The following is a 24872-nucleotide window of genomic DNA, read 5'->3' as shown; positions in this document are numbered from 1 at the left end:
GCCACGATGCTTCTGATCCATTGCCCTTATTGCCGGGAAGACCGTTCCGAACTCGAATTTCGCTGGGCGGGCGAAGCCCATATCGCCCGGCCGGAAAACATTGCCGATATTTCGGACGAGGCCTTTGCCGAATATTTCTTCATTCGCGACAATGACAAAGGTCTCGTTTTCGAGCGCTGGCGCCACATTCACGGTTGCGGCCGCTTTTTCAACGCCGCCCGCGATTCCGTCAGCGACAAATTCCTGATGACCTACAAGGCAGGCGAGCCGAAACCGGATGCCGACGCGGTTCTTTCCGCCCAAAAGGGAGCTGCGCAATGAGCGGCGATTATCGTATCAAGGGCGCCGGTCGCCTGACACCTGCCAGAACGGCACGCTTCACCTTCGACGGCAAGATCTATCAGGCGCTGGAAGGCGACACGGTTGCATCCGCACTTCTGGCGAATGGCGTGCATCTGATTGGCCGTTCGTTCAAATATCACCGGCCGCGCGGTTTCCTTTCCGCCGGCCCGGAGGAGCCGAATGCGCTGATCGACGTATCGCGTGACAGCCTGCGCAAACAGCCCAATGTGCGCGCCACGGTGCAGGATGTGTTCGACGGCGCCATCATCGCCTCGCAGAACCGCTTTCCGTCGCTGTCCTTCGATATCAGTGCGATCAACGATTTCCTGTCGCCGATGTTTGCGGCTGGTTTCTACTACAAGACCTTCATGTGGCCGAAGGCCGCGTGGCACAAGATTTATGAACCGATCATTCGCCGCGCAGCCGGTCTCGGCAAGGCGCCGACCGAGCCGGATGCGGATCATTATTCCGGCCGTTATGCCCATTGCGACGTGCTGGTGGCCGGTGGCGGTGTGGCCGGGCTGACAGCGGCGCTCGCCGCTGCAAAAACTGGCGCCAGCGTCGTTCTGGTTGATGAGAATGCCGAAGTTGGCGGCGCGTTGCGTTTTGATACCGGTGCGGTCATCGACGGCCTGTCCGGATATGACTGGGCGCAAAAAGTTCTCACTGAACTGAAATCGCTGCCCAATGTGCGTGTTCTGACCCGCACGACAGCGTTCGGTTATTACAACCACAATTTCGTGGCGCTGGCCGAGCGTGTGACCGATCACCTCGCCACGCCGGCCAAACACCAGCCGCGTGAAAGACTGTGGCAGGTCCGTGCCAAGAAGGTCGTTCTGGCGGCGGGCGCGATCGAGCGGCACATGGTCTTTGCCAATAATGATCGTCCCGGCATCGTGCTGGCTTCTGCTGCGCGCATCTATCTCAACCAGTACGGCGTGACCGTCGGCAATAATGTCGGTGTCTACACTGCCCATGATTCTGCCTATGAGACGGCATTCGATCTCAAGAAAGCGGGTGTGAAGATCGCCGCTATCGTGGATTGCCGCGAGAACCCCGATCGGCGGCTGCTAGACGAGGCGCGGGCGCTGGGCATCGAGGTGCTGGCGGGCCACAGTGTTTACGATACGTCAGGGCGGCTGCGCGTTTCTTCCATGAGCGTTGGCCGCAATGGCGGCTCTAACAAGCGCAAGATCGCCATCGACGCGCTCGTCGTTTCGGCGGGCTGGACGCCTTCGGTGCATCTCTTCTCGCAATCGCGCGGCAAGCTGAAATTTGACGCGGCAAACCAGCGGTTCCTGCCTGACATCCATGTGCAGAATTGTGTGTCAGTCGGCGCCTGCAACGGCACGGACGATCTCGCCGCATTGATCGCCGAGGCTGCTGCCGCAGGTGGCGGCGCAGCGGAATTCTCCGGCGAGAATGCGCGCGCCTGGACCGGCGGCATGATCGGCGTTGCGGAAGGGGCAGGCGAAGGCACCGGCGTCAAGGCCTTCATCGATTTCCAGCACGATGTCTGCGCCAAGGATATTCGCCTAGCCGTGCGTGAAGGCATGCATTCGGTCGAGCATATCAAGCGCTTCACCACCAATGGCATGGCGTCCGATCAGGGCAAGATGTCCAACATGCATGGCCTTGCCATTGCTTCGGAAGCGCTTGGGCGGGATCTGCCGAAGGTCGGTCTCACCACTTTCCGCCAACCCTATACGCCGGTCACCTTCGGCACGCTCATCAACCATTCGCGCGGTGCGCTGTTCGACCCTACCCGCAAGACGCCGATGCATGACGCGGAGGCTGCGGCAGGCGCCCTTTTCGAGGATGTCGGCAACTGGAAGCGCGCATGGTTCTTCCCGCGCGGCGGCGAGGATATGCACGAGGCGCTCAACCGCGAATGCAAGACGGTGCGGACAAGCGTCGGCGTATTCGATGCCTCCACACTCGGCAAGATCGAGGTGGTCGGCCCGGATGCGGCGAAGTTCCTGAACCTCATCTACACCAATGCCTGGGACACACTGAAACCCGGCCGTTGCCGCTATGGCATCATGACCCGCGAGGACGGTTTCGTTTACGATGACGGTGTCGTCGGTCGTCTTTCCGAGGACCGTTTCCATGTGACGACGACCACGGGCGGCGCACCGCGCGTTCTCCAGCACATGGAGGATTATCTCCAGACCGAATTCCCCGAGCTGAATGTCTGGCTGACATCGGCGACCGAACAATGGGCGGTGATTGCGGTGCAGGGACCGAAAGCGCGCGAGGTGATCGCGCCTTTCGTCGAGGGTATCGATATTTCGCCCGAAGCCTTCCCGCATATGGCGGTCGCGGAAGGCACCTTCTGCGGCGTGCCCACGCGTCTCTTCCGTGTATCATTCACGGGTGAGCTTGGTTTCGAAATCAACGTTCCGGCCGATTACGGCGCTGCCGTCTGGACCGCGATCCGCGAACGGGCCGAAGCGGTGGGCGGCTGCCTTTATGGCACCGAGACCATGCACATCCTGCGTGCCGAAAAGGGTTACATCATCGTCGGACAGGATACCGACGGCACCGTGACGCCTGACGATGCGGGGCTTGCCTGGGCCGTTTCCAAGAAGAAGACGGATTTCGTCGGTATTCGCGGTCTGAAACGCCCGGATCTCATGCGCTCCGGTCGAAAGCAGCTTGTGGGCCTCAGGACGAAGGACCGGCTGACCGTTCCCGAAGAGGGTGGCCAGATCGTTGCTGATCCAAACCAACCGAAACCCATGACCATGCTCGGCCATGTCACTTCCGCCTACTGGTCGGAAAATCTCGGCCACTCCATCGCCTTTGCGCTGGTGGCGGATGGCAGGGCGCGCATGGGCGAAACGCTTTACATCCCGCTTGCCGATAAAACAATTGCCGTCGAAGTGACCGACATGGTCTTCCTCGACAAGGAAGGAGCCCGTCTCAATGGCTGACAGACTTCACGCAAAACGCAAATCCGTACTCGAGGATTTCCACGGTGGTTCGCCCTTCGTCTCGCTGAAGCCCGCCGCCTCGGCGTCGCGGCTGTCGCTGCGCGCAAGGGAAAGCGCACTGCCGGCCCTCTCGGATGCGCTCGGCCTGTTGTTGCCCAACAGCCCGAAAAGCTCTGTCACATCGGGTCTGCGCTCCGCTCTCTGGCTTGGTCCGGACGAATGGCTGGTGATCGATCAGGGCGAAAGCGACCTGATGGCGGCGCTCGCCACCGTTTCCGGCCTGTTTTCGGCGACCGACGTTTCCCACCGCAACACGGCTGTCATCGTCTCCGGCCCCGGCGCGGAGGCAGTCCTTAATGCCGGTTGCCCGCAGGATCTGTCTATCGCACAGTTCCCGATCGGCGCCTGCTCGCGAACGGTTTTCGGCAAGGCGGAAGTGGTGCTGCTGCGCGTGGCTGACGATACGTTCCGGGTAGAGTGCTGGCGCTCCTTCGCCGAATATGTCGGCGGTCTGTTGCAGGAAGCGGCGCAGGACGTGGCGGTCTAGCTTTTCCACCCCTGCCATTCCACCCATCGCCCATGGAAATCGGCGCGGCCGATTTCCTGTTTCTTACCGGTCGGCCAGATTTGCAGGGTGATTGCGGCGCTTCCAGGCGTCGTATCTGCCTCCATCTGCAGGCGGGCAAGCGGAGCCTCAGGGGTGGCACGGCTTCCAGCCTCCGCGATCAGCGTTTCGCCGGCCTCTTTCAGCGCATCGGGCAGATATTGCCAGGCGACGGAATGGTAGACGACATGGGCAGCGCCCGGATGTTGCGCGGCAAGGCGGTGTTGCAGCCAATCGATTGCGTCGGCCTTTTCAACGTGCAAGCCGTTCTCCACCGCAATACGCAGGGCGGCCGCCGTGCGCTCCAGCCTGTCGGTCTGATCGGCCCAGACATATGACATCAGCCGCAACCGGTCCTCGGCAGACAACGGATCGAGTGGGTTAAGATCGCAGCCGGCGCGCTGGATGATCTCTATCCGCTTGTCGGGCGGGGTGTCTCCGCGCCATTCCGGCGACATGGACACTTCTGATTGCCTGCCCCAGGCGAGATCGCCGAGACGATACTGGTAACGGTCAAACTGCAGGTTCAACCCGGCGCTGGCGCCGACCTCTGAAAGGACCAGCGGCTTGCCGAAAAGCTCCGCAATGGAGAGAAAACCCGGCAGCAGCACAGCGGAACGGCGGACTTCGTTGGTCTGCGGCGGCGATTTCAGCCTTTCGAGGATAAAGCCCGAATGGAAGCGCAAAGCACTTGCGCAAGCCTGCCAGAGCGCATCCTCGTCTTCGGGTGCTATATCGACAAGAGGAGCGATCTTGTCCTCGATGACAAGCGCATGCAGGGCACCGGCAAGCCGCAGTGGGACGGAATCGCCGGACGGGCCGACATCGCCGGACCAGGATAAAATCCTCTCGCCAACATCCGTCTGGCGATCCAGCCGCGCCGCCACTGCGCGGCAAAGCCGTGCGGTAAAGGGCGAACCGAGGCTGTCGCAGGCTCTTGCCTGTGCGAGAAACGCGTCTCTTACGGCTTCATCATGCATTGGGCCGTCTCCTTTGCGCAGTCTGGCGTTACTTTGCCAGACTGGCCTCGCCGTTGACGAGGGCTTGATCATCAAAACCAAAATTGCGCATCAGCACACGGTGCTCGTCTGATCCGATATAACAAAGGAGCGCCGCATCGACCGCGCTCTGGAGTTCCCGGTCGGATTGGCGGAAAGCAAATGCGCCTGAGGCTGCTGGTCTCTCTTTCGGTAAAACGGAGACAACTTCCAAATCGAGCTCTGGATTTTGCTGCATAAAACCGAGATGGGCCATGGCCACGCTGGCATAGGCGTCGGCACGGCCATCCAATACGGCCTGAGCGGCCTCGTCGTAGGTCTCGCAAATGAGAATGCGGTCATTGGGCACGCCCGCTTCCATAATTGCGCGATGTTGGATCTGATCACGGATCGCGACCAGCGTAAATTCCGGATTTTTTGCTGCCGACGCGTATCCGTAGAGATTTCTGAGCTTGCCCTTCCTCACCAAGAGGCCATCAGGCAACGCCCAGATGGGATGGCTGAACGTCACGATCTTTCTGCGTTCAGGGGTATCGAAGAGGCCAGTAGTCATATCCCAAAGGTTTTCGTTCAGCCCAGGCAACAATTGCGAGAATTCGGCTTCGATGAATTCAATGTCCTGAATACCGATCATGGCTAGAATGACTCGCGCCAACTCCACATCGCACCCGGTCACATCGCCGCATTCGTTCCTGTAGTTGAACGGAGGTTCTATCAAATATGCGAATCTCACAGACACTCCGATCTCAAATTGGGATTTACTTCGCCATCAGGCGTCTTGTGGCCTGTCCTCGGGGTTGAACTGGGTGATAGTGGTCCAGCGGGCAGTGAGCGCCGGTTTTTTCTCGTTTTCTATTTCCACCGTCACATCATAGGTCGTCACCAGCATGGCGGCGCCGCGAAACCGCGCCTCGGCCAAAGTGAAACGGCCACGCACCCGTGCTCCGCTTTTGACCGGCGTGACGAAGCGGACGGCGTCAAAGCCGTAGTTGATGCCCATGGTCGTTTCGCGAATGCGGGGCAGGGCATCGTAATTCAGAGCTGAAAGCAGCGAGAGCGTCAGGAACCCATGCGCGATAGTGCCGCCAAAGGGGCTTTCCGCCTTGGCGCGTTCCGGGTCGGTGTGGATGAACTGTTCGTCCAGCGTTGCTTTTGCGAAGGCGTTGATCATTGTCTGGTCGACGGTGATCCAGTCGGAAACGCCCAGCTCCGTGCCGACGAAATTTTTCATTTCCGCCAGCGCTATTTCCTTTGCCATGTTACCTCTTCTCGATTGCCTTTCGGAACTTATAAAGGTGCCGGGGCCAAGCGATCAACCGCGCAGATAAAACACCACCGAGCGGGCAGGCAGGAAGGCCGGATTGCCGAAATCCGTGCCGATCGCTTGCCAGTCGTCGCCCGGCAGGGTGAAAGGCACGATCTCACGGCTGCGGTTGATGAGCACGGCAAGCTCCGCGTCGTTTTCGGTCTCGTGGTCCGGCGTGGCAAGCACCATGGCGAAAGCCGGCATGTCCGGCCTTTCCCATTCCGCGACCGTCATCGGTTCTCCGCCGGGGGCAAGCCATGCCACATCGCCGTTGCCGGAGAAAAACTCGGTTTGCGAAAACACGCCGAAGCGTTTGCGAAGTGCGGCAAGAAATGCCGTGTGGTCAGTCAGCTCCTGGGAGAGCGACGACCAGTCGACCCACGTTATCTCGTTGTCCTGGCAATAGGCATTGTTATTGCCATACTGGCTGCGGCCACCCTCATCGCCGGCGGTCAGCATCAACGTGCCGCGACTGACGAAGAGCGTGGAAAGCAGCGCTTTCACATCCGCGTGGCGGGCGGCCACGACGGCAGGATCGTCCGTCAATCCCTCCAAACCATTGTTCCAGGAATGATTTTCATTATGCCCGTCGCGATTGTTCTCGCCGTTTTTCTCATTGTGCTTGTGTTCGTGGCTGACGAGATCGAACAGGGTGAAACCGTCATGGGCGGCAAGGAAATTGACGCTGCGGCTTTTCGAACGTCCATGGCGGGAAAAGATCGGCGAAGAGCCGGAAAGCGCATTGGCCAGCGCCCCGGTCGTTCCCGCATCGCCGCGCCAGAACCGGCGCATGTCGTCGCGGGCGCGGTCGTTCCATTCCAGAAAGCTCTCCGGAAAATTGCCGAGCTGATAGCCGCCGGGGCCGATATCCCATGGTTCGGCGATCAGCACGCGGTCGTATAGTACCGGGTCAGAGTGCATGGCGGCAAGCGTTTCGCTGGCCATGTCGAAGCCACTAGCCGTTCGTCCCAATATGGGCGCGAGATCGAAACGGAAGCCATCGATACCGGCATTGAGAACGAAATGCCTCAGGGAATCGATAATGAGCTGGCGCACATAGGGATGATCGCAGGCCACCGTGTTGCCGGTGCCGGTGTCATTGACCAGCACGCCCGGCTTTCCTTCCGGGTGACGGAAAGCGGTGAGATTGTCCAGTCCGCGCAAAGACAGGATGGAGCCTTCGCTGTCGCTTTCACCCGTATGGTTGAAGACCAGATCGAGAATGACGCCAATGCCTTGCGCGTGCAGGGCTGCAACCGTGTCGCGCAGCTCCCGCACTCCGCCGGGGCAGAGGCGCGGATCGAGCGCCATGAAGCCGACGGGATTGTATCCCCATGCATTCGAAAGGCCAAGCGGCGGCAGGTGGCGCTCGTCGATCCAGGCGGTGATCGGCATCAGCTCCACCGCATCGACACCGATTTTTTTCAAATGCGCGATAATGGCAGGATGAGCCAGCGCTGCCACCGTGCCTCTCAGCTCTTCCGGCACGGCAGGATGCAATTTGGTGAAGGATTTAACCGCGAGTTCGTAAATCAGCCCGCCTTCGGCAAAGCGTGGCGGCTGGCGCCTGACCTGCTCATATTGCGACAGGATCGCCTTTGGCATGATCGCGCCCGTGTCTTCGCCATAGGCCAAAAGCGCGGCATCATGCCGGAATGGCCGGTCTATCTCCGTGGCATAGGGGTCGAGCAGCAGTTTTGCGGGGTCGAACCACAAGCCATGTTCGGGGGCATAAATGCCGTCGGCGCGGTAGCCATATCGCGCACCGGGGCCGGTCTCGGCAACTGTCAGCCGGTGAATGTCATTCTCATCGCGCCTCATTGGCAAACGCGCCGTCTCTTTTTCGCCCGTCGCATCAAAAAGGCAAAGGTCGATTTGTGAGGCGTGCCGGGAATAGACCGCAAATTCCGTTCCGTTTTCCGTCTGGGTTACGCCTTTGGGGAAAACGGCTGGTTTCTGCATGGTCTCTCTCTCCGGAAGATGATGATATCGAGTCTGGCGGGGAGGTTAGTCAGTAACCTCAGGCGGCCTCATGGCCGCCTGCCAAGTTTTTCGCTATGCCCGTTGCCGGAAACGGTGCGTGCAATGCAAAACCTTACGTGATGACGGTCGGTTCGTTGCGGCCGGTATGGGCCTTGATGCCGGCGATCGTATCGGCAACGGAAATAAGGTCGGCAAGCGCCGCCTGCGTTTCGATGCCGTGACGGGCCGCATCCGGCTCATAGCGCTCGACGTAAAGTCTGAGCGTTGCGCCCGCAGTGCCCGTGCCGGAAAGGCGCAGCACGATGCGCGAACCACCTTCGAACAGGATGCGGATACCCTGGTTCTTGCTGACGGACTGGTCGACCGGGTCGAGATAGGCGAAATCATCAGCAGCTGCGACCTTAAGATTGCCATAGCTGGTGCCGGGAAGTGTTGCGAGTTTTTCGCGCAGGATGGCCACCAGAGTGTTTGCTGCGTCCGAATCCACTTCCTCATAATCGTGGCGGGAATAATAGTTGCGCCCATATTCGGCCCAGTGCTTGGTAACGATGTCCTTCACGCTTTCCTTGCGGGCGGCGACAATGTTCAGCCAGTAGAGCACGGCCCACAGGCCATCCTTTTCGCGCACGTGGTTGGAGCCGGTGCCGAAGCTTTCCTCACCGCAGATTGTAACCTTGCCGGCATCCATGAGGTTGCCGAAAAATTTCCAGCCGGTTGGCGTCTCGTACATGCCAAGCCCAAGCTTTTCGGCGACGCGGTCGGCTGCGGCACTTGTCGGCATGGAACGGGCGATGCCGGAAATGCCGGCGGCATAACCGGGCGCGAGCCGCGCATTGGCGGCGATGATCGCCAGGCTGTCGGACGGGGTGACAAACATGCCCTTGCCGACCACCATGTTGCGGTCGCCGTCGCCATCCGACGCCGCGCCGAAATCGGGACCTTCCGGGCTCATGACATCGTCATAAAGCTCCTTGGCGTGCACCAGGTTGGGGTCGGGATGGTGGCCGCCGAAATCGGGCAGAGGCGTTGCGTTGCGGACGGAGCCCTTCGGCGCGCCGAGACGCTTTTCGATGATTTCCACGGCATAGGGGCCGGTGACGGCACTCATGGAATCGACGACAACCTTGAAGCCGCCGGCAATCAGGGCGCGAATGGCGGCAAAATCGAACAGTTCTTCCATCAAAGCGGCATAATCGGCGACCGGATCGATGACGTCGACCGTCAGTTCATCCACCTTGAAGCTGCCCACCTTGTCGAGATCGACGTCGGCAGCGTCGGAAATCTTGTAGCTGTCGATGACCTTCGAGCGGGCATAGATCGCGTCGGTGATCTTCTCCGGCGCTGGGCCGCCATTGCCGATATTGTATTTGATGCCGAAATCTTCGGTCGGGCCACCAGGATTATGGCTGGCGGAAAGCACGATGCCGCCGAAGGCTTTGTATTTGCGGATGATATTGGAGGCGGCGGGGGTGGAGAGAATGCCGCCCTGACCGACCAGCACCTTGCCGAAACCGGCGGCGGCCGCCATCTTGATCGCCTTCTGGATGACTTCGCGGTTGTAATAACGGCCATCGCCGCCGATCACCAGCGTCTGGCCCTGAAAGCCCTCAAGCGAGTCGAAGATCGACTGGATGAAGTTTTCGGCATAATTTTCCTGGGCGAAGACGGGCACCTTCTTGCGCAGGCCGGATGTGCCCGGCTTCTGATCCTGAAAGGGTGTCGTCTGAACGGTCTTGATCATTGTTTCAATGGCCTCTCGAAATAAGCTGGCTGTAAAGCGCGGCGTAGAGCGCAGCGCTTTTTTCCCAGGAAACATCGGATTTCATGCCGAGTTTCTGCATTTGTGTCCAAAGTTTCGGGTCGTGATAATAACGCACGGTCCGGCGGATCGCCTGTTTCAGACCGTCGAGCGTGACGGGTGAGAATTGTACACCGGTCGCCGATTTATTGGCGATGGCGGCATGGTTGGCGTCGATCACCGTATCGGCAAGGCCGCCGGTTCGGGCAACCACGGGAACGCAGCCATAACGCAGCGCGTAAAGCTGGGTGAGGCCGCAGGGCTCGAAGCGTGAGGGGATGATGATCGCATCGCAACCCGCCTGCATCAGATGCGATAGCGGCTCATTATAACCGATGGCGACACCGACGCGGCCATGGTGGCGGGATGCCGCCGCCAGTAGCGCGCCTTCCAATGCCACATCGCCGGCGCCCAGCACAACCAGACGGCCGCCGAGGGAAACGATCTCGTCCACGGCTTCCGCCATCAGATCGATGCCCTTCTGCCAGGTGAGGCGGGATATGACGCAGAAAAGCGGGCTGTCATCCTGGTCGATGCGGAAATGTTCTGCGACGGCCTTCTTGTTCAGCGCGCGGTTCTTGAGATTGGTGGCGGAATAGTTGTCGTGGATCAGATGGTCGGTGGCCGGGTTCCAGACATCGGCGTCAATGCCGTTGACGATACCGTGCAGCACATGGGCGCGGCTGCCGATCACCCCTTGCAGCCCCATGCCGAATTCCGCGGTCAGGATTTCTTCCGCATAGGATGGGCTGACCGTGCTGAGCGCGGTTGCCGTCTGCAAGCCGCCCTTGAGGAAGCTGACATCGTTATAATATTCGATGCCTTCCATGCCGAAGGCGTGGGCGGGCAATTCGAGCTTGCTGAAGATGTTGGCCCCGAACTGACCCTGAAAAGCAATGTTGTGGATGGTGAGAAGGCTCGGAATCTCCGGCGTTTCGGCATAACGCATATAGACCGGGGTCATCGCTGCCTGCCAGTCATGGGCGTGCACCATATCCGGCCGCCAGCCGGGAAGCACACCGGCGCCGATTCGTGCCGCTGCCAGCGAAAGCGCCGCAAAGCGCTTCCAGTTATCAGGATAATCCTTGCCGGTCTGGCCGAGATAGGGGCCGCCGGAACGCTCGTAATAGGCGGGCGCGTCAAGGATCAGAAGGTCTAGCCCCTCATGTTGGACTTCGAGCAGATCGGCCTTTTCGCCAAGCAGATCGGTGAACTCAAAACATTTGACGGGGTCCGTCACGGCGGCTTTCACCGCCGGATATCCGGGTATCAATGTGCGCGTTCTCACGCCATAGGCTTCGAGCGCGATGGGGAGGGCGCCGGTAACGTCGGCGAGCCCTCCGGTCTTGATCAGGGGATAAATTTCGGATGAAACCGAAAGGACATTCATGGGCTCTACAGGTCCAGCTTGTCGATCATCGATTGGGTGATAAGGCAAATGCCGTTTTCCGTGCGCCGGAAACGTTTGGCATCCAGTTCGGGGTCTTCTCCTACAATCAGTCCTTCCGGAATGACCACTCCATGGTCGATGACGACGTTGCTGAGCTGGGCGTGGCGCCCGATCTTTACACTCGGCAGTACTACGGCATTCTCAAGGCGGGAGTATGAATTGGCGCGCACGCCTGTGAACAGAAGGCTACGGTTGAGGGCGGCGCCGGAAATGATGCAATCGCCTGACACAACCGACGACACGGCAGAACCGCGGCGGTCCTCATCGTCATGCACGAATTTCGCCGGCGGAGTGATTTCCGCATAGGTCCAGATCGGCCAGGACTTGTCATAGATATCGAGGTCAGGCACCACATCCGTCAGGTCGATATTGGCCTGCCAATAGGCATCGATGGTTCCGACATCGCGCCAGTATGGTCCGTGCTCGAAATCCGAACGCACGCAGGAGTCCGCGAAACGGTGGGCGACGGCTTTGCCGTGCTGGACAATATAGGGAATGATGTCCTTGCCGAAGTCGCGGCTGGAGGTTGGGTCGGCGGCATCGCGACGCAGCGCTTCCATCAGGAATTTCGTATGGAAGACGTAGATCCCCATCGAGGCAAGCGCGAAATTCTCATTGCCGGGAATGCCGGGCGGATCGGCCGGCTTTTCGATGAAGTCGATGATCTCGTCTTTTTCGTTCACATGCATCACGCCGAAGCCCGACGCTTCCTTGCGTGGCACTTCAAGGCAACCGATCGTTACATCCGCGCCGGAATCGACATGCTGTTGCAGCATGTATTCGTAGTCCATCTTGTAAATATGGTCGCCGGCCAGAATGACCATATATTCGGGCGCATAGGGCTCGATAATGTCGATGTTCTGGTAAACGGCGTCGGCGGTGCCTTCGTACCATTGCGTTTCGGACACGCGCTGCGAGGCCGGCAGAATGTCGAAGCTTTCGTTACGCTCGGGACGGAAGAAGTCCCAGCCGCGTTGCAGGTGGCGGATGAGGGAGTGAGCCTTGTATTGCGTGGCGACGCCGATGCGGCGAATGCCGGAATTCAGCGCGTTCGAAAGTGCAAAATCGATGATGCGGGCCTTACCGCCAAAATAAACCGCTGGTTTTGCCCGGCGGTCCGTCAATTCCTTCAAACGGCTTCCCCTACCGCCCGCGAGAACATAGGCCATTGCATCACGCGCCAGGGGCTGAACTCTTTTTTCCGACATGGTGTCCTCCCGTTCTGTCTGTCAGTTTTCCGGTTCGAGCATGATCGTTGCCAAGGGCGGCAGGACGAGCATCGCCCCGATTTCCCCACCGGCATTGACCGCCTGAACGCGTCCGCCATTTCCCTTGCCGCTGCCGCCATAAATTTCGGCATCGGTGTTGAGAATCTCCCGCCACCGCCCCGCAACAGGAAGCGGCACATAATAGTTTTCCCGGTAGACCGGGGTCAGATTGCAGATAACCGCCACTGGTTTTTCGCCGGGCGCCGAGCGCAGCCAGGCGAAGACCGAGTTTTCTTGATCATCGACCACCAGCCACTGGAAACCTTCGGGTTCGCAGTCACGGGCGTGCAGAGCGGCTTTCGAACGGTAGGTGAGGTTGAGATCGCGCACGAGGCGGCGCATGCCCTCATGCATCGGATATTGGCGAAGGTTCCAGTCGAGCGATCCCTTTTCGCTCCATTCGCTCCACTGGGCGAACTCCTGCCCCATGAACAGCAGCTTCTTGCCGGGATAACCCCACATGAAGCCGTAATAGGACCGGAGATTGGCAAATTTCTGCCAGTCGTCGCCGGACATCTTGGCGATCAACGATCCCTTGCCGTGCACTACTTCGTCATGGGAAAGCGGCAGCACGAAATTTTCGGTGAAGGCATAAAGCAGCCCGAAGGTCAGTTCCTGATGGTGGAACTTGCGGTGCACCGGCTCACGCGAGAAATAGCTCAGCGTGTCGTGCATGAAACCCATGTTCCATTTGAAGCCGAAACCGAGGCCGCCCTCGTGAACCGGCTGCGACACTTTCGGCCAGGAGGTGGATTCTTCAGCAATGGTCATGACGCCCGGATGGGTGCCATAGACGAGCGAGTTCATCTTCTGCAGGAAGCGGACGGATTCCAGGTTCTCGCGCCCGCCATATTCGTTGGGGATCCACTCGCCTTCCTTGCGGGAATAATCGAGATAGAGCATCGAGGCGACGGCATCGACGCGCAATCCGTCGAGATGGAATTTTTCGGCCCAATAAAGCGCGTTGTTGACGAGGTAGGACAATACCTCGATGCGGCCGAAATTGTAGATGGCTGTGTTCCAGTCGGGGTGAAAACCCTGACGCGGGTCGGCATGTTCGTAAAGCGCTGTCCCGTCAAACAGGCCCAGGCCGTGCTCATCGGTTGGAAAATGCGCGGGAACCCAGTCGAGGATCACGCCGATGCCGACCTTGTGGGCGCCGTTGACGAAGCGGGCGAAACCTTCCGGATCGCCGAAACGGGCGGTCGGGGCGTAAAGCCCGGTCGTCTGGTAACCCCAGGACGGATCGTAGGGATGTTCGGTGATCGGCAGAAACTCGATATGGGTGAAGCCCATATCCGTGCAATAGGGAATGAGCTGGGTGGCCATTTCGTCCCAGCTGAGGAAGGTGCCGTCCTCGCGACGCCTCCAGGAACCGGCGTGCACCTCGTAAATGCTGATCGGCTGCCGGCGCTGGTCCACTTGCGCCCAATGTTCCCGGTGGGCCTGGTCTTCCCATTTCTGCGCCAGTTCCGGTGCGGTGACGGAGGCGTTCTTCGGCCGCAGTTCACCACGCCGCGCATAGGGGTCGGCCTTCAGCGGCAGAAGCTCGCCGTTTGCGCCGAGGATCTCGAATTTATAGGCGCAGCCGGCATAGACGTCAGGTGCGAAAATTTCCCAGATGCCGGTATCCTTGCGGAAGCGCATCACATGCCGTCGGCCATCCCAATTGTTGAAATCGCCGACGACGGAGACGCGCCGCGCATTGGGAGCCCAGACGGCGAAGTGGAAACCTTCGACGCCTTCAAGCTTGAGCGGATGAGCGCCCATTTTGTCGAACAGCCGCAGATGCGATCCCTCGCGGACGAAATAATCGTCCATCGGTCCAAGAACCGGACCAAAGCTGTAGGGGTCGGTCACTGCCCATTCCGCATCGTCACGACAGGCGCGATAACGCACCGGCTGACGCGAGGTGAGATCGACCGGGCCTTCGAAAAAACCCTCCGGATCGAGTTGCTTCAGTTCGCCGACGAAAGATCCGTCCAGTGTGAGGACAGACACTTCTTCAGCCCCCGGAATGAAGCACCGCGCAGAAAAACCTCCCGGCGTTTCGTGAACGCCGAGAAGTGCAAAGGGGTTGGAATGCAAACCGCTCTTGATCGCCTCGATTTCAGCCTTCGTGATTTCGCCAGTCTTTTTCTCTTCGGCCGAATTGAGCGGTTTTTTCATCAGGCTCTCCAGATATCGGCGGCGTATTGCCGGATCGTCCTGTCGGACGAGAACCAGCCCATACGCGCCGTGTTACGGACTGTTTTCGCATACCAGCTTTCCGGATCGCTCCAGATCGCATCCACCTTGCGCTGCGCTTCGGCGTAGGCGTCGAAGTCGGCCGCGACCATGAACCAGTCGCTGTTGTAAATGCCGTCGATCAGCCCGGCAAAGCGGGAGCGGTCGTCGGGTGAGAAGACGCCGGAGGCGATGGATGACAGCGCCTGCGACAGTTCCACCGACTGTTCAATAATCGCGCGGGGGTTGTGGCCCTCGGCGCGCGCTTTCGACACCTCTTCCGCCGTCATGCCGAAGATGACGATGTTGTCCTCGCCGACATGTTCGAGCATTTCGACGTTCGCACCATCCAGCGTGCCGATGGTGAGCGCGCCGTTCAGCGCGAATTTCATGTTGCCGGTGCCCGAGGCTTCCATGCCAGCCGTCGAGATCTGTTCGGACAGATCTGCGGCCGGAACCATGATTTCCGCAAGCGAGACGTTGTAGTTCGGAATAAACACCACTTTCAGAAGCCCGCGCACGGCCGGGTCATTGTTGATGACCCGGGCAATATCGTTGGCAAGTTTTATGATCAGCTTCGCGTTGTGATAACTCGGCGCTGCCTTGCCTGCGAAGAACTTAACGCGCGGTACCCAATCCAGTTCCGGGTGAGAACGGATCTGGTCGTAAAGCGCCACCGTTTCGATAAGGTTCAGAAGCTGGCGCTTATATTCGTGGATGCGCTTGATCTGGATGTCGAACATGGCCGAGGGATCGACACGGATGCCCATGCGTTGCGCCACCGTATTGGCAAGCCGCACCTTGTTCAGACGCTTCACTTCGGCAAATTTTTCGCGGAAACCGGCATCGTCGGCGAAGCGGTCGAGCGCCGTCAGCTTTTCCGCATCGTCGAGGAAATCGTCGCCGATCGCTTCCCGGATCAATCCAGTCAGGCCGGGGTTGCACTGCATCAGCCAGCGGCGTGGGGTGATGCCGTTGGTCTTGTTGTTGATGCGCTCAGGATAAAGGCTGTGGAGGTCTGCAAAGACCGTTTCCTTCATCAGTTCGGTATGAAGTGCCGAGACGCCGTTGATGGAATGCGAGCCGATGAAGGCGAGATTGCCCATGCGCACGCGGCGCTCGCCGTTTTCGTCGATCAGCGAGATGGAGCGGATCTGCTGATCCGGCATCTTCTTTTCCTTGCGGGCGTAGACCAGCGTATTGGCATTGATCGCATAGACGATCTGCATGTGCCTCGGCAAAAGCCGCTCGAGCAGCGGGACGGGCCAGCTTTCTAGCGCTTCGGGCAGAAGCGTGTGGTTGGTGTAGGAGAAGGTGCCCTGCGTGATCTTCCAGGCTTCGTCGAATTCAAGACCGTGGACATCGCAGAGCAGGCGCATCATTTCGCAGATGGAAATGGCCGGATGCGTGTCGTTGAGCTGGATCGAAACCTTGTCGGGCAGCGAGGTAAAGTCGGGATATTGCTGCAGGTGACGGCGCAGAATGTCCTGCAGGGAGGCGGAGGAGAAGAAGAACTCCTGCCGCAGACGCAGTTCCTGGCCGGCCGGGGTCGCATCGGCGGGGTAGAGAACGCGCGTCAGGCTTTCGGCCTTGTTGCTCTCCCGCAGCGCGCCAATGTGGTCGCCGGCATTGAAGGCGGCAAGCAGAATGGGGTCGATAGGCTGCGCCGACCACAGGCGCAAGGTGTTGACGCGGGTGCCGCGCCAGCCGACGACAGGCGTGTCGTAAGCCATGGCAATGACGCGTTCGGCCGGTTTCCAGACGAAGCGCTGCGGCTCCTCATATCCACCGATGGTTTCCACCGATCCGCCAAAGCCGATTTCATACGAGCTTTCGCGGCGTTCGAATTCCCAGGGATTGCCGTGCGCCAGCCACGTCTCCGGCAATTCCACCTGCCATCCGTCCGCCATCTGCTGGCGGAAAAGGCCGTGCACATAACGGATGCCGTAGCCATAGGCGGGAATATCGACGGTTGCCATCGATTCCATGAAACAGGCAGCGAGACGGCCAAGACCGCCATTGCCAAGTGCCGCATCCGGTTCCAGCCCGGCAATGACATCGAGATCGACGCCGAGCGAAGAAAGCGCGTCCCTGATTTCGTGCATCAGTCCGATATTGGAGATCGCATCGCGCATCAGGCGGCCGATCAGAAACTCGAGCGACAGGTAATAAACGCGCTTGGAATTGTTGGCATAGGCCTTGCGGGTGGAGGCCATCCACTTGTCGATGATGCGGTCACGGACGACGAGAATGGTCGCGGTCAGCCAGTCATGCGGCTTGGCAACTTTTACGTCCTTGCCGATACGGTAGGTGAGGCGCTCGATGATTTCCGCTGCCATGATTTCCGGGTTGGAACTGCGCGGGGCGGGACGGGGAAGATCGGCGGCGTTTAGATTATTGATCATTGGTCGGTCAGCACCTTGGTGGGAGGAGAGGGTCTGATGAGGTCGATCCGGTTTGCCTTTACTGATGCCAGTTTATGCATCGATATGGAGGCGTGGCAACAGCATTTTTTGTGGAAATTTGAACAGCTTAGGGTAATGAAAAATAACACTTTTTCTTCAGCGTCCCGAGGATCGCCAAAGGCATTGCCTGCCCATTGTCCGTCATTCATGAACGGGTTTGCATGGTCGTTGCGATGCAGGGCATCGTTCAAGAAAGGGAAAGGGGCTGCAACACTTCTGAAATGGTTCACCGGTCCTGAAATCTGTTTCGGTCTATCGGATCACACACTAGCCTTCGCGGCGGAGATAATTCAATGAAAATAAACACGACGCTGCCGCAGCCGCGCCCACCGGTGGCGGTCAAACTGTAAAAAATGGACTCGGTCGTCATGAAATGCGACGTTTACGGAAGGCAAAAAGGTTCAGTGGTCATACCGCCGGCGCGGATCGTCACCCGGGTATTTGGCGGCACCGCACACCACGGGGTGCAATCGAAGGAAAAGGGTTCCGAGCTTAGCGCGATGCCCTCTTCAAGCCCGCGCCAATAAAGCGTTGGCGGCTTGTCGTCGCTTGACCAGCGGAAGGCGTGCAGGCAATCGCCATCCATCAGCACGGCGCTGAACCGCAGCGCGGAAGAAACGCCCGCGGCGATCATCTTTTCCAGGCAGAGGCGCAGCGCGGTGGAAATGGCCCGAACCGGGTCCGCATCAAGGCCGTGGCCGGCGGCAATCAGGAAGATGGCTTCGCTGTCGCCGGTGCCGCGCCGGGCGGAATAAATATCATCGGGTATGAGGGAATCAATGTCGCGCCGGATCTGCTCATAGCCGCCGATCTGGCCGTTATGCATGAACAGATATTGACCATGCGCAAAGGGGTGGCAATTGGCACGGGATACTTCGCCTGATGTGGCGGAGCGGACGTGGGCCATGAACATGCCCGAGCGAAGCTGGTGGCAAAGGGCGGCCAGATTGGCGTCGGACCAGGCGGGTCTGGTGTCGCGAAAAACGCCGGGCGTTCCGCGCTCGCCATACCAGCCAAGACCGCAACCGTCGCCATTGACGACGGTTTTCGCTTCCCTTGCGGCCATGGACTGGCTGACCAGCGATGCTTCCGGCTCGATCAGAAGACTGTCGAGCCAGACCGGTTTACCGGAATAGGCAAAAAGGCGGCACATTCATGCGGCTCTGTTCAGGGCCTTGTTTCCGAGCGCGAAGCCGACAGCGGCCTGGGCGTGAATGGCGGTCGAATCGTAACCCGGCAAAGGCAGGGCATCGGGATCGATCAGCAGGGAAATTTCGGTGCAGCCGAGAATGACGGAATCGACGCCGAGCGCACGGGCTTTCTCGATGACCGACATGTAGCGCTCGCGCGAGCACGACTTGATCTCGCCCTGGCACAATTCGCCAAAGATGATGTCGTGGATGGCGGCCCGGTCTTCCTCATCCGGCACGACCACATCGACGCCGTGGCGGCGCATGCGGTCGGTGTAGAACCCATGTTCCATCGTGTAGCGCGTTGCGAGCAGAAGCGGCTTACGGCGTCCGTCCGCCTTCAATGCGGTGGCAGTTTCATCAATGATGTCGATGAGAGTGACGCCCGACATTTTTTCAACGGTTTCCGCAACGAGGTGCATGGTGTTGGTGCAGATCAGCACACAATCGGCACCCGCATTGGCAAGACGCGCACCCGCAGCGCCCAAAAGCGCGCCGGCCTCATCCCAGCGGTCTGCCTTCTGAAGGGCGACAACCTCGGAAAAATCGAGCGAATGCATGACGATATCGGCCGATACGAGCCCACCGCGGCTGTCACGAACGGCCTCGTTGATCATGCGATAATAGGTTGCGGTGGATTCCCAGCTCATGCCGCCGATCAGACCGATCCGTTTCATAGGAGTTCCCTTATCAAAGTTTGATTGATGACAAGAATGCCATTGCCGCGATGAAAACGGCATGCGTTTTTTCAGGGATTTGGAAGGCAGATTGCAAATTCTGGGCGTATATGAGGCTCAGCTCGCAAATTTCTTGCGCCAATAAGTTAACCGGTGCATTCTGAAACGATGATTGACGACCGTGACCGCCGAATCCTTGCGATTCTCCAGGAGAATGCAGAAACACCTCTAGCCGATATCGCGGATGAGGTGTCGCTATCGCTTTCCGCCTGTTCTCGCCGTATCACGCGTCTGCGTGCGGAAGGATATGTGACCGGCACGATGGCGCTGCTCGACCGGCGGAAAATCAACCTGCCGACCACGGTTTTCCTGCTCGTCAGAACCGGCCTGCATGCGGAGGATTGGCTGGACCGGTTCCATGCCGCCGTCAGCACCATACCGGAGATCGTCGAGGTGCACCGGCTGACCGGCAATTTCGATTATATTCTGAAACTCGTGCTGCCGAATGTCGAATATTACGACACCATCTACAAACAGATCCTCCGGCGGGTCGAACTTTACGACATGTCCGCCTATATCTCCATGGAGACGGTCAAGCTGTCGTCTTCACTCCCGACGACGCATATCTGATCGCGATATTTGGTCGTTTTTCAGCGCCCGGCTTCAAAACGGAAACCGAAGCGGAAACTCCGGGTCTCACCCTGTTGAAGGGTGATGTCCGCTTCAAGTTGCGGCTGGTTGAAGGCGTTTGTCGGTGTTTCCACAGGTTCAAGCGCGATGGATTTTCGCCTGTCGCGGGCAAGCGTATCGCCGGTAAAGACATGCATGTGGCCACGGTCCTGCCAAACGGTCAGGCTCGAACCATCGTTCCGGTTTTCGATCCGAGTCTCGTAAAGCCCGTTTGCGGATGGGATCAGATCGGTAAAGCAGACATCCAGCACATGGCCTGCGAGCGGCGCGGCAGAAAGAAACGCTGCATCGTCCCGTTTGAGAATGCCCGTCTCACTGTCGGTGAGTGGTATCAAATTCTCGTCCGTTTTGATCGCTGTTCGCGAGGGTAGCGTGAGAAGGAGATCGTCGATGGAGGATATGCCGGGCAGACGGAAATAGGGATGCCAGCCGGCCGCGAAGGGCAAAGGCCGGTCGTCGCCATTGATGCCGCGTATATCGATTGTAACCGCATGGCCTGCAAACCGGTATTCCACCTCGATGGCGAGATGGTAGGGATAGCCCTTGAATTCGGCCGGCAATATCTCGGCACGAAAGACGATAATGTGCGCGTCGTTTTCCTCGAAAGACCGGTCGAGGCCGAAGGGCAGGGCACGGGCAAATCCGTGGAAGACGAGGTCCTCGTGGGCAAGCACCGGCTCGATACGGTGTATCTCCCCGCCAAATTTAAACTGGCCCTGAGAAATGCGATTGGTGAAGGGGGCGAGAATGCCATTTCTCACGCCGTTCTGCGACTGCAATTCCTCGAGCGACGAATATCCGTCGACAAGGTTTTCTTCATTGCCGTCGGAAAGCCTCGGCCGCCAGCTCAGAAGGGTCGCGCCCTCATAAGCGATCTCGGCGCTGAAGCCGTTTCCGGAAACGGTCAGGCTCGCAATCCCCGTGCCTGTTGCGGAAGTGGTCATCGGGAAATTGTCCTTCATGCATGCGTCTGCGGCCGTCGGGCCGATTGCGCCGCCGATTCGCCCGATCATCTTCGCTGCGGAGACATTTCGCAATGGCCAAGACGGTGGCACACCTTAATGACCTCGCGTCAGCTCGGCCACTAAGGTGTTATTGCCCTGGCCATGGCGCAAATCATTCCGTGAAGGTGCGTTTCGCGCCGGTGAAAAATTCCATTAGTGCGGCCTGATCTTCGCCGCCCAGTCCTGCCGCTGTCAGCATGCGGTGCACCTCGGCGCAAACCGCCGTCAGCGGCATGGCCGTGTTGGTGCGTCGGGCCAGATCCTGCGCGCCATTCAGGTCCTTGACCATATTGTCGATACGGCCAGTGCGGCGGTAATCCTTCGCCACGTAACGTGGCATATATTCCTGCAGGATCGCACTGTCGGCGCGGCCGCCTTTCAGCGCCTGCGGAATTTTGGCGGCATCGACGCCGGCATCCAGCGCAAGCTGTGTTGCTTCCGCCACGGCAAGGAAGTTCAGCCCGCAAAGAACCTGATTGATGAGCTTCGTCGTCTGGCCGGCGCCGCTTGGACCCATATGGGTGTAGTTGCTGGCCACGTGCCGCAGCACGCGACGGGCATCGGCTACATCCTTTTCGGTGCCGCCGGCCATCAGGGTCAGTTGCCCGACGAGTGCCTTCGGCGCGCCGCCGGAAAGCGGGCTGTCCACCCAGCGCAGCCCTTTTTCAGCAGCATCCGCCGCCAGTTCTTTTGTCGCTTCCGGATCGATGGAGGACATGTCGATGATCAGCGTGCCGGGCCTGGCCCCCGCCGCCACGCCATCTTTGCCGAAGACGGCGGCGCGGACGATTTTCGGTGAATTGAGGCTGAGGATCACGACATTGGAGACCGAAGCCGCTTGCGCCGCCGTCTCGGCGCTATGCGCACCAAGGCTGGTCAAAGCCGCCACCTTTTCCGCGTCCAGATCGAAAACCATCAGGTGATTGCCGGTCTCGATCAGTCGCGTACCGATCGCGCCGCCCATCGCGCCAGCGCCGATGAGGGCGATCTTGTTCTTCTCGGTCATGGTGCTCACGGTCTCCTCCCAAAGCGTCGTGGTTACGGCTTCTTCAAAGCGAGGCGGTAATGCCGCCGTCGACGTAAAGAATATGTCCGTTCACGAAAGACGAGGCATCGGACGACAGGAAAATGCAGGCGCCGACAAGCTCTTCGACCTTGCCCCAGCGGCCGGCGGGTGTGCGTTTTTCAAGCCATGCCGAAAATGTCTCGTCGGCCACCAGAGCCGCGTTGAGCGGCGTGTCGAAATAGCCAGGCGCAATGGCGTTGCACTGCAGGCCATATTTGGCCCAGTCCGTCGCCATGCCCTTCGTCAGATTGCCGACGGCGCCCTTGGTGGCGGTGTACGGCGCGATACCGGGGCGGGCAAGAGCGGTCTGGACGCTGGCGATGTTGATGATCTTGCCACGTCCACGGCTGATCATATGACGCGCGACGGCTTGCCCTGCGTGGAACACCGAGGCGATGTTGGTCTGTAACAGGCGCTCGAAGGCGTCCGCCGGAAAATCCTCCAGCGGTGTGCGGTGCTGCATGCCGGCATTGTTGACCAGAATATCGATGGGGCCGACTTCCGCCTCGAAACCGTCGATGGCCTTGCGCACCGCTTCATGATCGGTGGCATCGAAGGCGAGCGTCTTGGCACCCTTGATGCCTGCGGCAGCTGCTTTCAGCTTCGCTTCGTCGCGGCCGTTCAACACCACTTCGGCTCCCGCCTCCACCAAGCCCTGCGCCAGCGCAAAGCCGATGCCCTGGGACGAACCGGTGATCAGGGCGCGGCGGCCGGAAAGATCGAACAAATTAAGGCCCACTGTTTCCTCCAGTCTCTCGACATTGCTTTCATGCCGGTTTATGTTATCGATAACATTCATCCCTTTCAGACGTGGATGTCAAGGCTTAAACGCCTGTTTCCGGTACGGAACATGCGTGCGGGGAGGCTGCAAGGCGGCGGAGACGCGGCCGGCGGCAATGATTGGGATAGGGATTATTTTGTTGCGCCGTTTAAGGCGCGATATCGAACGGGAGATATTTATGAGAGCGATTGTCGCCCACGGGGCAAAGGATGTGCGCATCGAGGAGCGGCCGGAGGAGGCGCCGGGGGCAGGAGAAGTGCGTCTTCGTCTGGCTCGGGGCGGAATTTGCGGCAGCGATCTTCACTATTACAATCACGGCGGTTTCGGCGCGATACGGCTTCGCGAACCAATGGTGCTGGGACATGAGGTTTCCGCCATTGTTGAAGAGCTGGGTGAGGGCGTCGAGGGGCTGAAGGTTGGCGGTCTGGTCGCGGTTTCGCCGTCCCGTCCGTGCAGGACCTGCCGCTTTTGCCAGGAAGGCCTGCACAATCAGTGCCTCAACATGCGCTTTTATGGCAGCGCCATGCCGTTTCCGCATATTCAGGGCGCTTTCCGCGAGGTTCTCATCGCGGACGCCCTGCAATGCGTTCCGGCCGACGGCTTGAGTGCCGGCGAGGCGGCTATGGCGGAACCGCTGGCGGTAACGCTGCATGCCACCCGCCGCGCCGGCGATTTGCTCGGAAAACGCGTGCTCGTCACCGGCTGCGGCCCCATCGGCATTCTCTCCATCCTGTCTGCCCGCCGTGCCGGTGCCGCTGAAATTGTCGCGACCGATCTTTCGGACTTCACGCTTGCCAAGGCTCGGGAAGCGGGCGCGGACCGCGTCATAAACAGCAAGGATGAGCCTGATGCACTGGCGGCTTATGGCGCGAACAAGGGAACCTTCGACGTTCTCTATGAATGCTCCGGTGCCGCCGTTGCACTGGCGGGCGGGATTACGGCGTTGCGTCCACGCGGCATCATCGTCCAGCTCGGCCTTGGTGGCGATATGAGCCTGCCGATGATGGCGATTACCGCCAAGGAACTCGATCTGCGCGGCTCTTTCCGGTTCCACGAGGAATTCGCGACGGGCGTCGAACTGATGCGCAAAGGCCTGATCGACGTCAAGCCGTTCATCACCCAGACGGTGGACCTCGATGACGCCATCTCCGCCTTCGAATTCGCCTCCGACCGCAGCCGTGCCATGAAGGTGCAGATCGCTTTTTCGTAAGCGCCTGTTGCGCACGCCGGTTTGTCGACGTCTTGATCGGCGGTGGATTAATCCGCCGCCGATTTTTCATGCGTGCGCTTCCATCTACAACATGACGTCTTTGATGTTATCGATATCATTTCGTGCGTCGCGGGCTGGGAAAGTATCGTCGAGGGCGTAGCCCTGATCCTAGGCAGACGCTGCCTCTTCTGATTTGCACATTTTGACGCAGGTCAAAAAGGTGATTTGCCGACTGCCATTTTTTGCTTTATCGAAATTTCAGAAATTACTGAAAATACAGGAAGCAAAGAAATGCCCACCAATCTTTCTCCGCTCGTTCAGTCCTTCGTGCTGCATTTCGGCGAGATGGGCAGCCGCTGGGGCATCAACCGCACGGTCGGCCAGGTCTATGCTTTGCTTTACATTTCGCCGAAGCCGCTCTGCGCGGACGACATTGTCGAGGCGCTCGGCATTTCCCGTTCCAATGTGTCGATGAGCCTGAAAGAGCTTCAGGCGTGGAACCTTGCAATTCTCAAGCATTTCCCCGGCGACCGGCGCGATTTTTTCACGACGCCGGAGGATGTGTGGCAAATTCTGCGCACCCTTGCCGAGGAGCGCAAGAAGCGCGAGATCGACCCGACACTCAGCGTGCTTCGTGAAATCCTGATGGAGAAACCGGAAAACGAAGAGGAGCGGCATGCGCAGAAGCGCATCGATGAGATGAAAACGCTAATCGAGCAGCTCACCGGCTGGTATGACGATGTGAAGAAGCTGGAGACGGAGCGGTTGGCTTCGCTTCTGGCACTCGGCTCGAAGGTCACGAAGCTTCTGGAGGCCAAGGACAAGATCGTCTCTCTTGCCAGACCCCGTGCCAAGAAGGACAGGTGAGGAGATCATCC

20 protein-coding genes are annotated in these 24872 nt (G+C 59.4%); 6 read left to right on the top strand and 14 right to left on the bottom strand.

Annotated features, from left to right (window positions below; all coding sequences use genetic code 11):
* Positions 1 to 6 precede the first annotated feature (6 nt).
* From CRO62_RS07290 to CRO62_RS07280, 3 genes are read left to right on the top strand one after another with little or no spacing between them, the layout of a single operon-like run.
* Positions 7 to 321, top strand: a complete 315-nt coding sequence (locus CRO62_RS07290; protein ID WP_004431787.1) for a sarcosine oxidase subunit delta — start codon at positions 7 to 9, stop codon at positions 319 to 321.
* Positions 318 to 3278, top strand: a complete 2961-nt coding sequence (locus CRO62_RS07285) for a sarcosine oxidase subunit alpha (RefSeq protein WP_097099723.1) — start codon at positions 318 to 320, stop codon at positions 3276 to 3278. The genes CRO62_RS07290 and CRO62_RS07285 overlap by 4 nt, the downstream gene beginning before the upstream one ends.
* Complete coding sequence (locus CRO62_RS07280) at positions 3271 to 3825, top strand: sarcosine oxidase subunit gamma (RefSeq protein WP_097099722.1); 555 nt, start codon at positions 3271 to 3273, stop codon at positions 3823 to 3825. The genes CRO62_RS07285 and CRO62_RS07280 overlap by 8 nt, the downstream gene beginning before the upstream one ends.
* Here the strand turns inward: CRO62_RS07280 and CRO62_RS07275 are convergent.
* The 11 genes from CRO62_RS07275 to CRO62_RS07220 all read right to left on the bottom strand — a co-directional run bounded on the left by CRO62_RS07275 (position 3822) and on the right by CRO62_RS07220 (position 19243).
* Positions 3822 to 4862: a DUF2332 domain-containing protein gene (locus CRO62_RS07275; protein WP_097099721.1), complete on the bottom strand. Its 1041-nt coding sequence runs from the start codon at positions 4860 to 4862 to the stop codon at positions 3822 to 3824. The genes CRO62_RS07280 and CRO62_RS07275 overlap by 4 nt on opposite strands.
* A 28-nt stretch (positions 4863 to 4890) precedes the next feature.
* Positions 4891 to 5613 carry a transporter substrate-binding domain-containing protein gene (locus tag CRO62_RS07270; protein WP_097100417.1) on the bottom strand — a complete coding sequence of 241 codons (723 nt, stop codon included), beginning with the start codon at positions 5611 to 5613 and terminating at the stop codon, positions 4891 to 4893.
* 36 nt (positions 5614 to 5649) lie between these two features.
* Positions 5650 to 6138 carry a MaoC family dehydratase gene (locus tag CRO62_RS07265; RefSeq protein ID WP_097099720.1) on the bottom strand — a complete coding sequence of 163 codons (489 nt, stop codon included), beginning with the start codon at positions 6136 to 6138 and terminating at the stop codon, positions 5650 to 5652.
* A 54-nt stretch (positions 6139 to 6192) separates the two neighbouring features.
* A complete protein-coding gene (gene glgX / locus CRO62_RS07260) occupies positions 6193 to 8148 on the bottom strand; it encodes a glycogen debranching protein GlgX (protein WP_097099719.1) in 1956 nt (651 codons plus the stop codon).
* Between the two features lie 133 nt (positions 8149 to 8281).
* Positions 8282 to 9910, bottom strand: coding sequence for an alpha-D-glucose phosphate-specific phosphoglucomutase (locus CRO62_RS07255; protein WP_004431805.1), 1629 nt, complete (start codon positions 9908 to 9910; stop codon positions 8282 to 8284).
* A gap of 4 nt (positions 9911 to 9914) precedes the next feature.
* Positions 9915 to 11357, bottom strand: a complete 1443-nt coding sequence (gene glgA / locus CRO62_RS07250) for a glycogen synthase GlgA (RefSeq protein ID WP_004431807.1) — start codon at positions 11355 to 11357, stop codon at positions 9915 to 9917.
* 5 nt (positions 11358 to 11362) lie between these two features.
* A complete protein-coding gene (gene glgC, locus CRO62_RS07245; RefSeq protein ID WP_004431809.1) occupies positions 11363 to 12625 on the bottom strand; it encodes a glucose-1-phosphate adenylyltransferase in 1263 nt (420 codons plus the stop codon).
* A 21-nt stretch (positions 12626 to 12646) separates the two neighbouring features.
* On the bottom strand, positions 12647 to 14854 hold the full coding sequence (gene glgB, locus CRO62_RS07240; protein ID WP_097099718.1) for a 1,4-alpha-glucan branching protein GlgB: 2208 nt from the start codon (positions 14852 to 14854) through the stop codon (positions 12647 to 12649).
* Complete coding sequence (locus tag CRO62_RS07235; protein ID WP_004431815.1) at positions 14854 to 17316, bottom strand: glycogen/starch/alpha-glucan phosphorylase; 2463 nt, start codon at positions 17314 to 17316, stop codon at positions 14854 to 14856. The genes glgB and CRO62_RS07235 overlap by 1 nt, the downstream gene beginning before the upstream one ends.
* Positions 17317 to 17758: 442 nt before the next feature.
* Positions 17759 to 18529, bottom strand: a complete 771-nt coding sequence (locus tag CRO62_RS07225; protein WP_097099717.1) for a class II glutamine amidotransferase — start codon at positions 18527 to 18529, stop codon at positions 17759 to 17761.
* A complete protein-coding gene (locus CRO62_RS07220) occupies positions 18530 to 19243 on the bottom strand; it encodes an aspartate/glutamate racemase family protein (protein ID WP_013762076.1) in 714 nt (237 codons plus the stop codon).
* Between the two features lie 168 nt (positions 19244 to 19411).
* On the opposite strand from CRO62_RS07220, the gene CRO62_RS07215 reads away from it, so the two are divergent.
* A complete protein-coding gene (locus CRO62_RS07215) occupies positions 19412 to 19873 on the top strand; it encodes an Lrp/AsnC family transcriptional regulator (protein ID WP_003498392.1) in 462 nt (153 codons plus the stop codon).
* Positions 19874 to 19893: 20 nt separating this feature from the next.
* Here CRO62_RS07215 and CRO62_RS07210 read toward each other — a convergent pair whose 3' ends face one another.
* The 3 genes from CRO62_RS07210 to CRO62_RS07200 all read right to left on the bottom strand — a co-directional run bounded on the left by CRO62_RS07210 (position 19894) and on the right by CRO62_RS07200 (position 22742).
* The gene (locus tag CRO62_RS07210; protein WP_097100415.1) at positions 19894 to 20877 is read right to left on the bottom strand and encodes an aldose 1-epimerase; all 984 of its coding nucleotides are present in this window, start codon (positions 20875 to 20877) and stop codon (positions 19894 to 19896) included.
* Positions 20878 to 21049: 172 nt separating this feature from the next.
* Positions 21050 to 21943 (bottom strand): NAD(P)-dependent oxidoreductase, encoded by an 894-nt coding sequence (locus tag CRO62_RS07205; RefSeq protein ID WP_097099716.1) that lies wholly within the window; start codon positions 21941 to 21943, stop codon positions 21050 to 21052.
* A 43-nt stretch (positions 21944 to 21986) separates the two neighbouring features.
* Entirely contained in the window at positions 21987 to 22742 is a 756-nt protein-coding gene (locus tag CRO62_RS07200) for an SDR family oxidoreductase (protein ID WP_065658778.1), read from the bottom strand.
* Positions 22743 to 22962: 220 nt separating this feature from the next.
* On the opposite strand from CRO62_RS07200, the gene CRO62_RS07195 reads away from it, so the two are divergent.
* Both CRO62_RS07195 and CRO62_RS07190 read left to right on the top strand, forming a co-directional pair.
* A complete protein-coding gene (locus CRO62_RS07195; protein ID WP_097099715.1) occupies positions 22963 to 23994 on the top strand; it encodes an L-idonate 5-dehydrogenase in 1032 nt (343 codons plus the stop codon).
* Between the two features lie 291 nt (positions 23995 to 24285).
* Positions 24286 to 24861: a GbsR/MarR family transcriptional regulator gene (locus tag CRO62_RS07190; RefSeq protein ID WP_097100414.1), complete on the top strand. Its 576-nt coding sequence runs from the start codon at positions 24286 to 24288 to the stop codon at positions 24859 to 24861.
* The last annotated feature ends 11 nt before the right edge of the window (positions 24862 to 24872 follow it).

The sequence above is a fragment of the Rhizobium sp. AN6A genome, assembly GCF_900215635.1.
In the GTDB taxonomy this organism is placed as follows: domain Bacteria; phylum Pseudomonadota; class Alphaproteobacteria; order Rhizobiales; family Rhizobiaceae; genus Agrobacterium; species Agrobacterium tumefaciens.
This window is presented reverse-complemented; position numbering and strand designations above follow the sequence as displayed.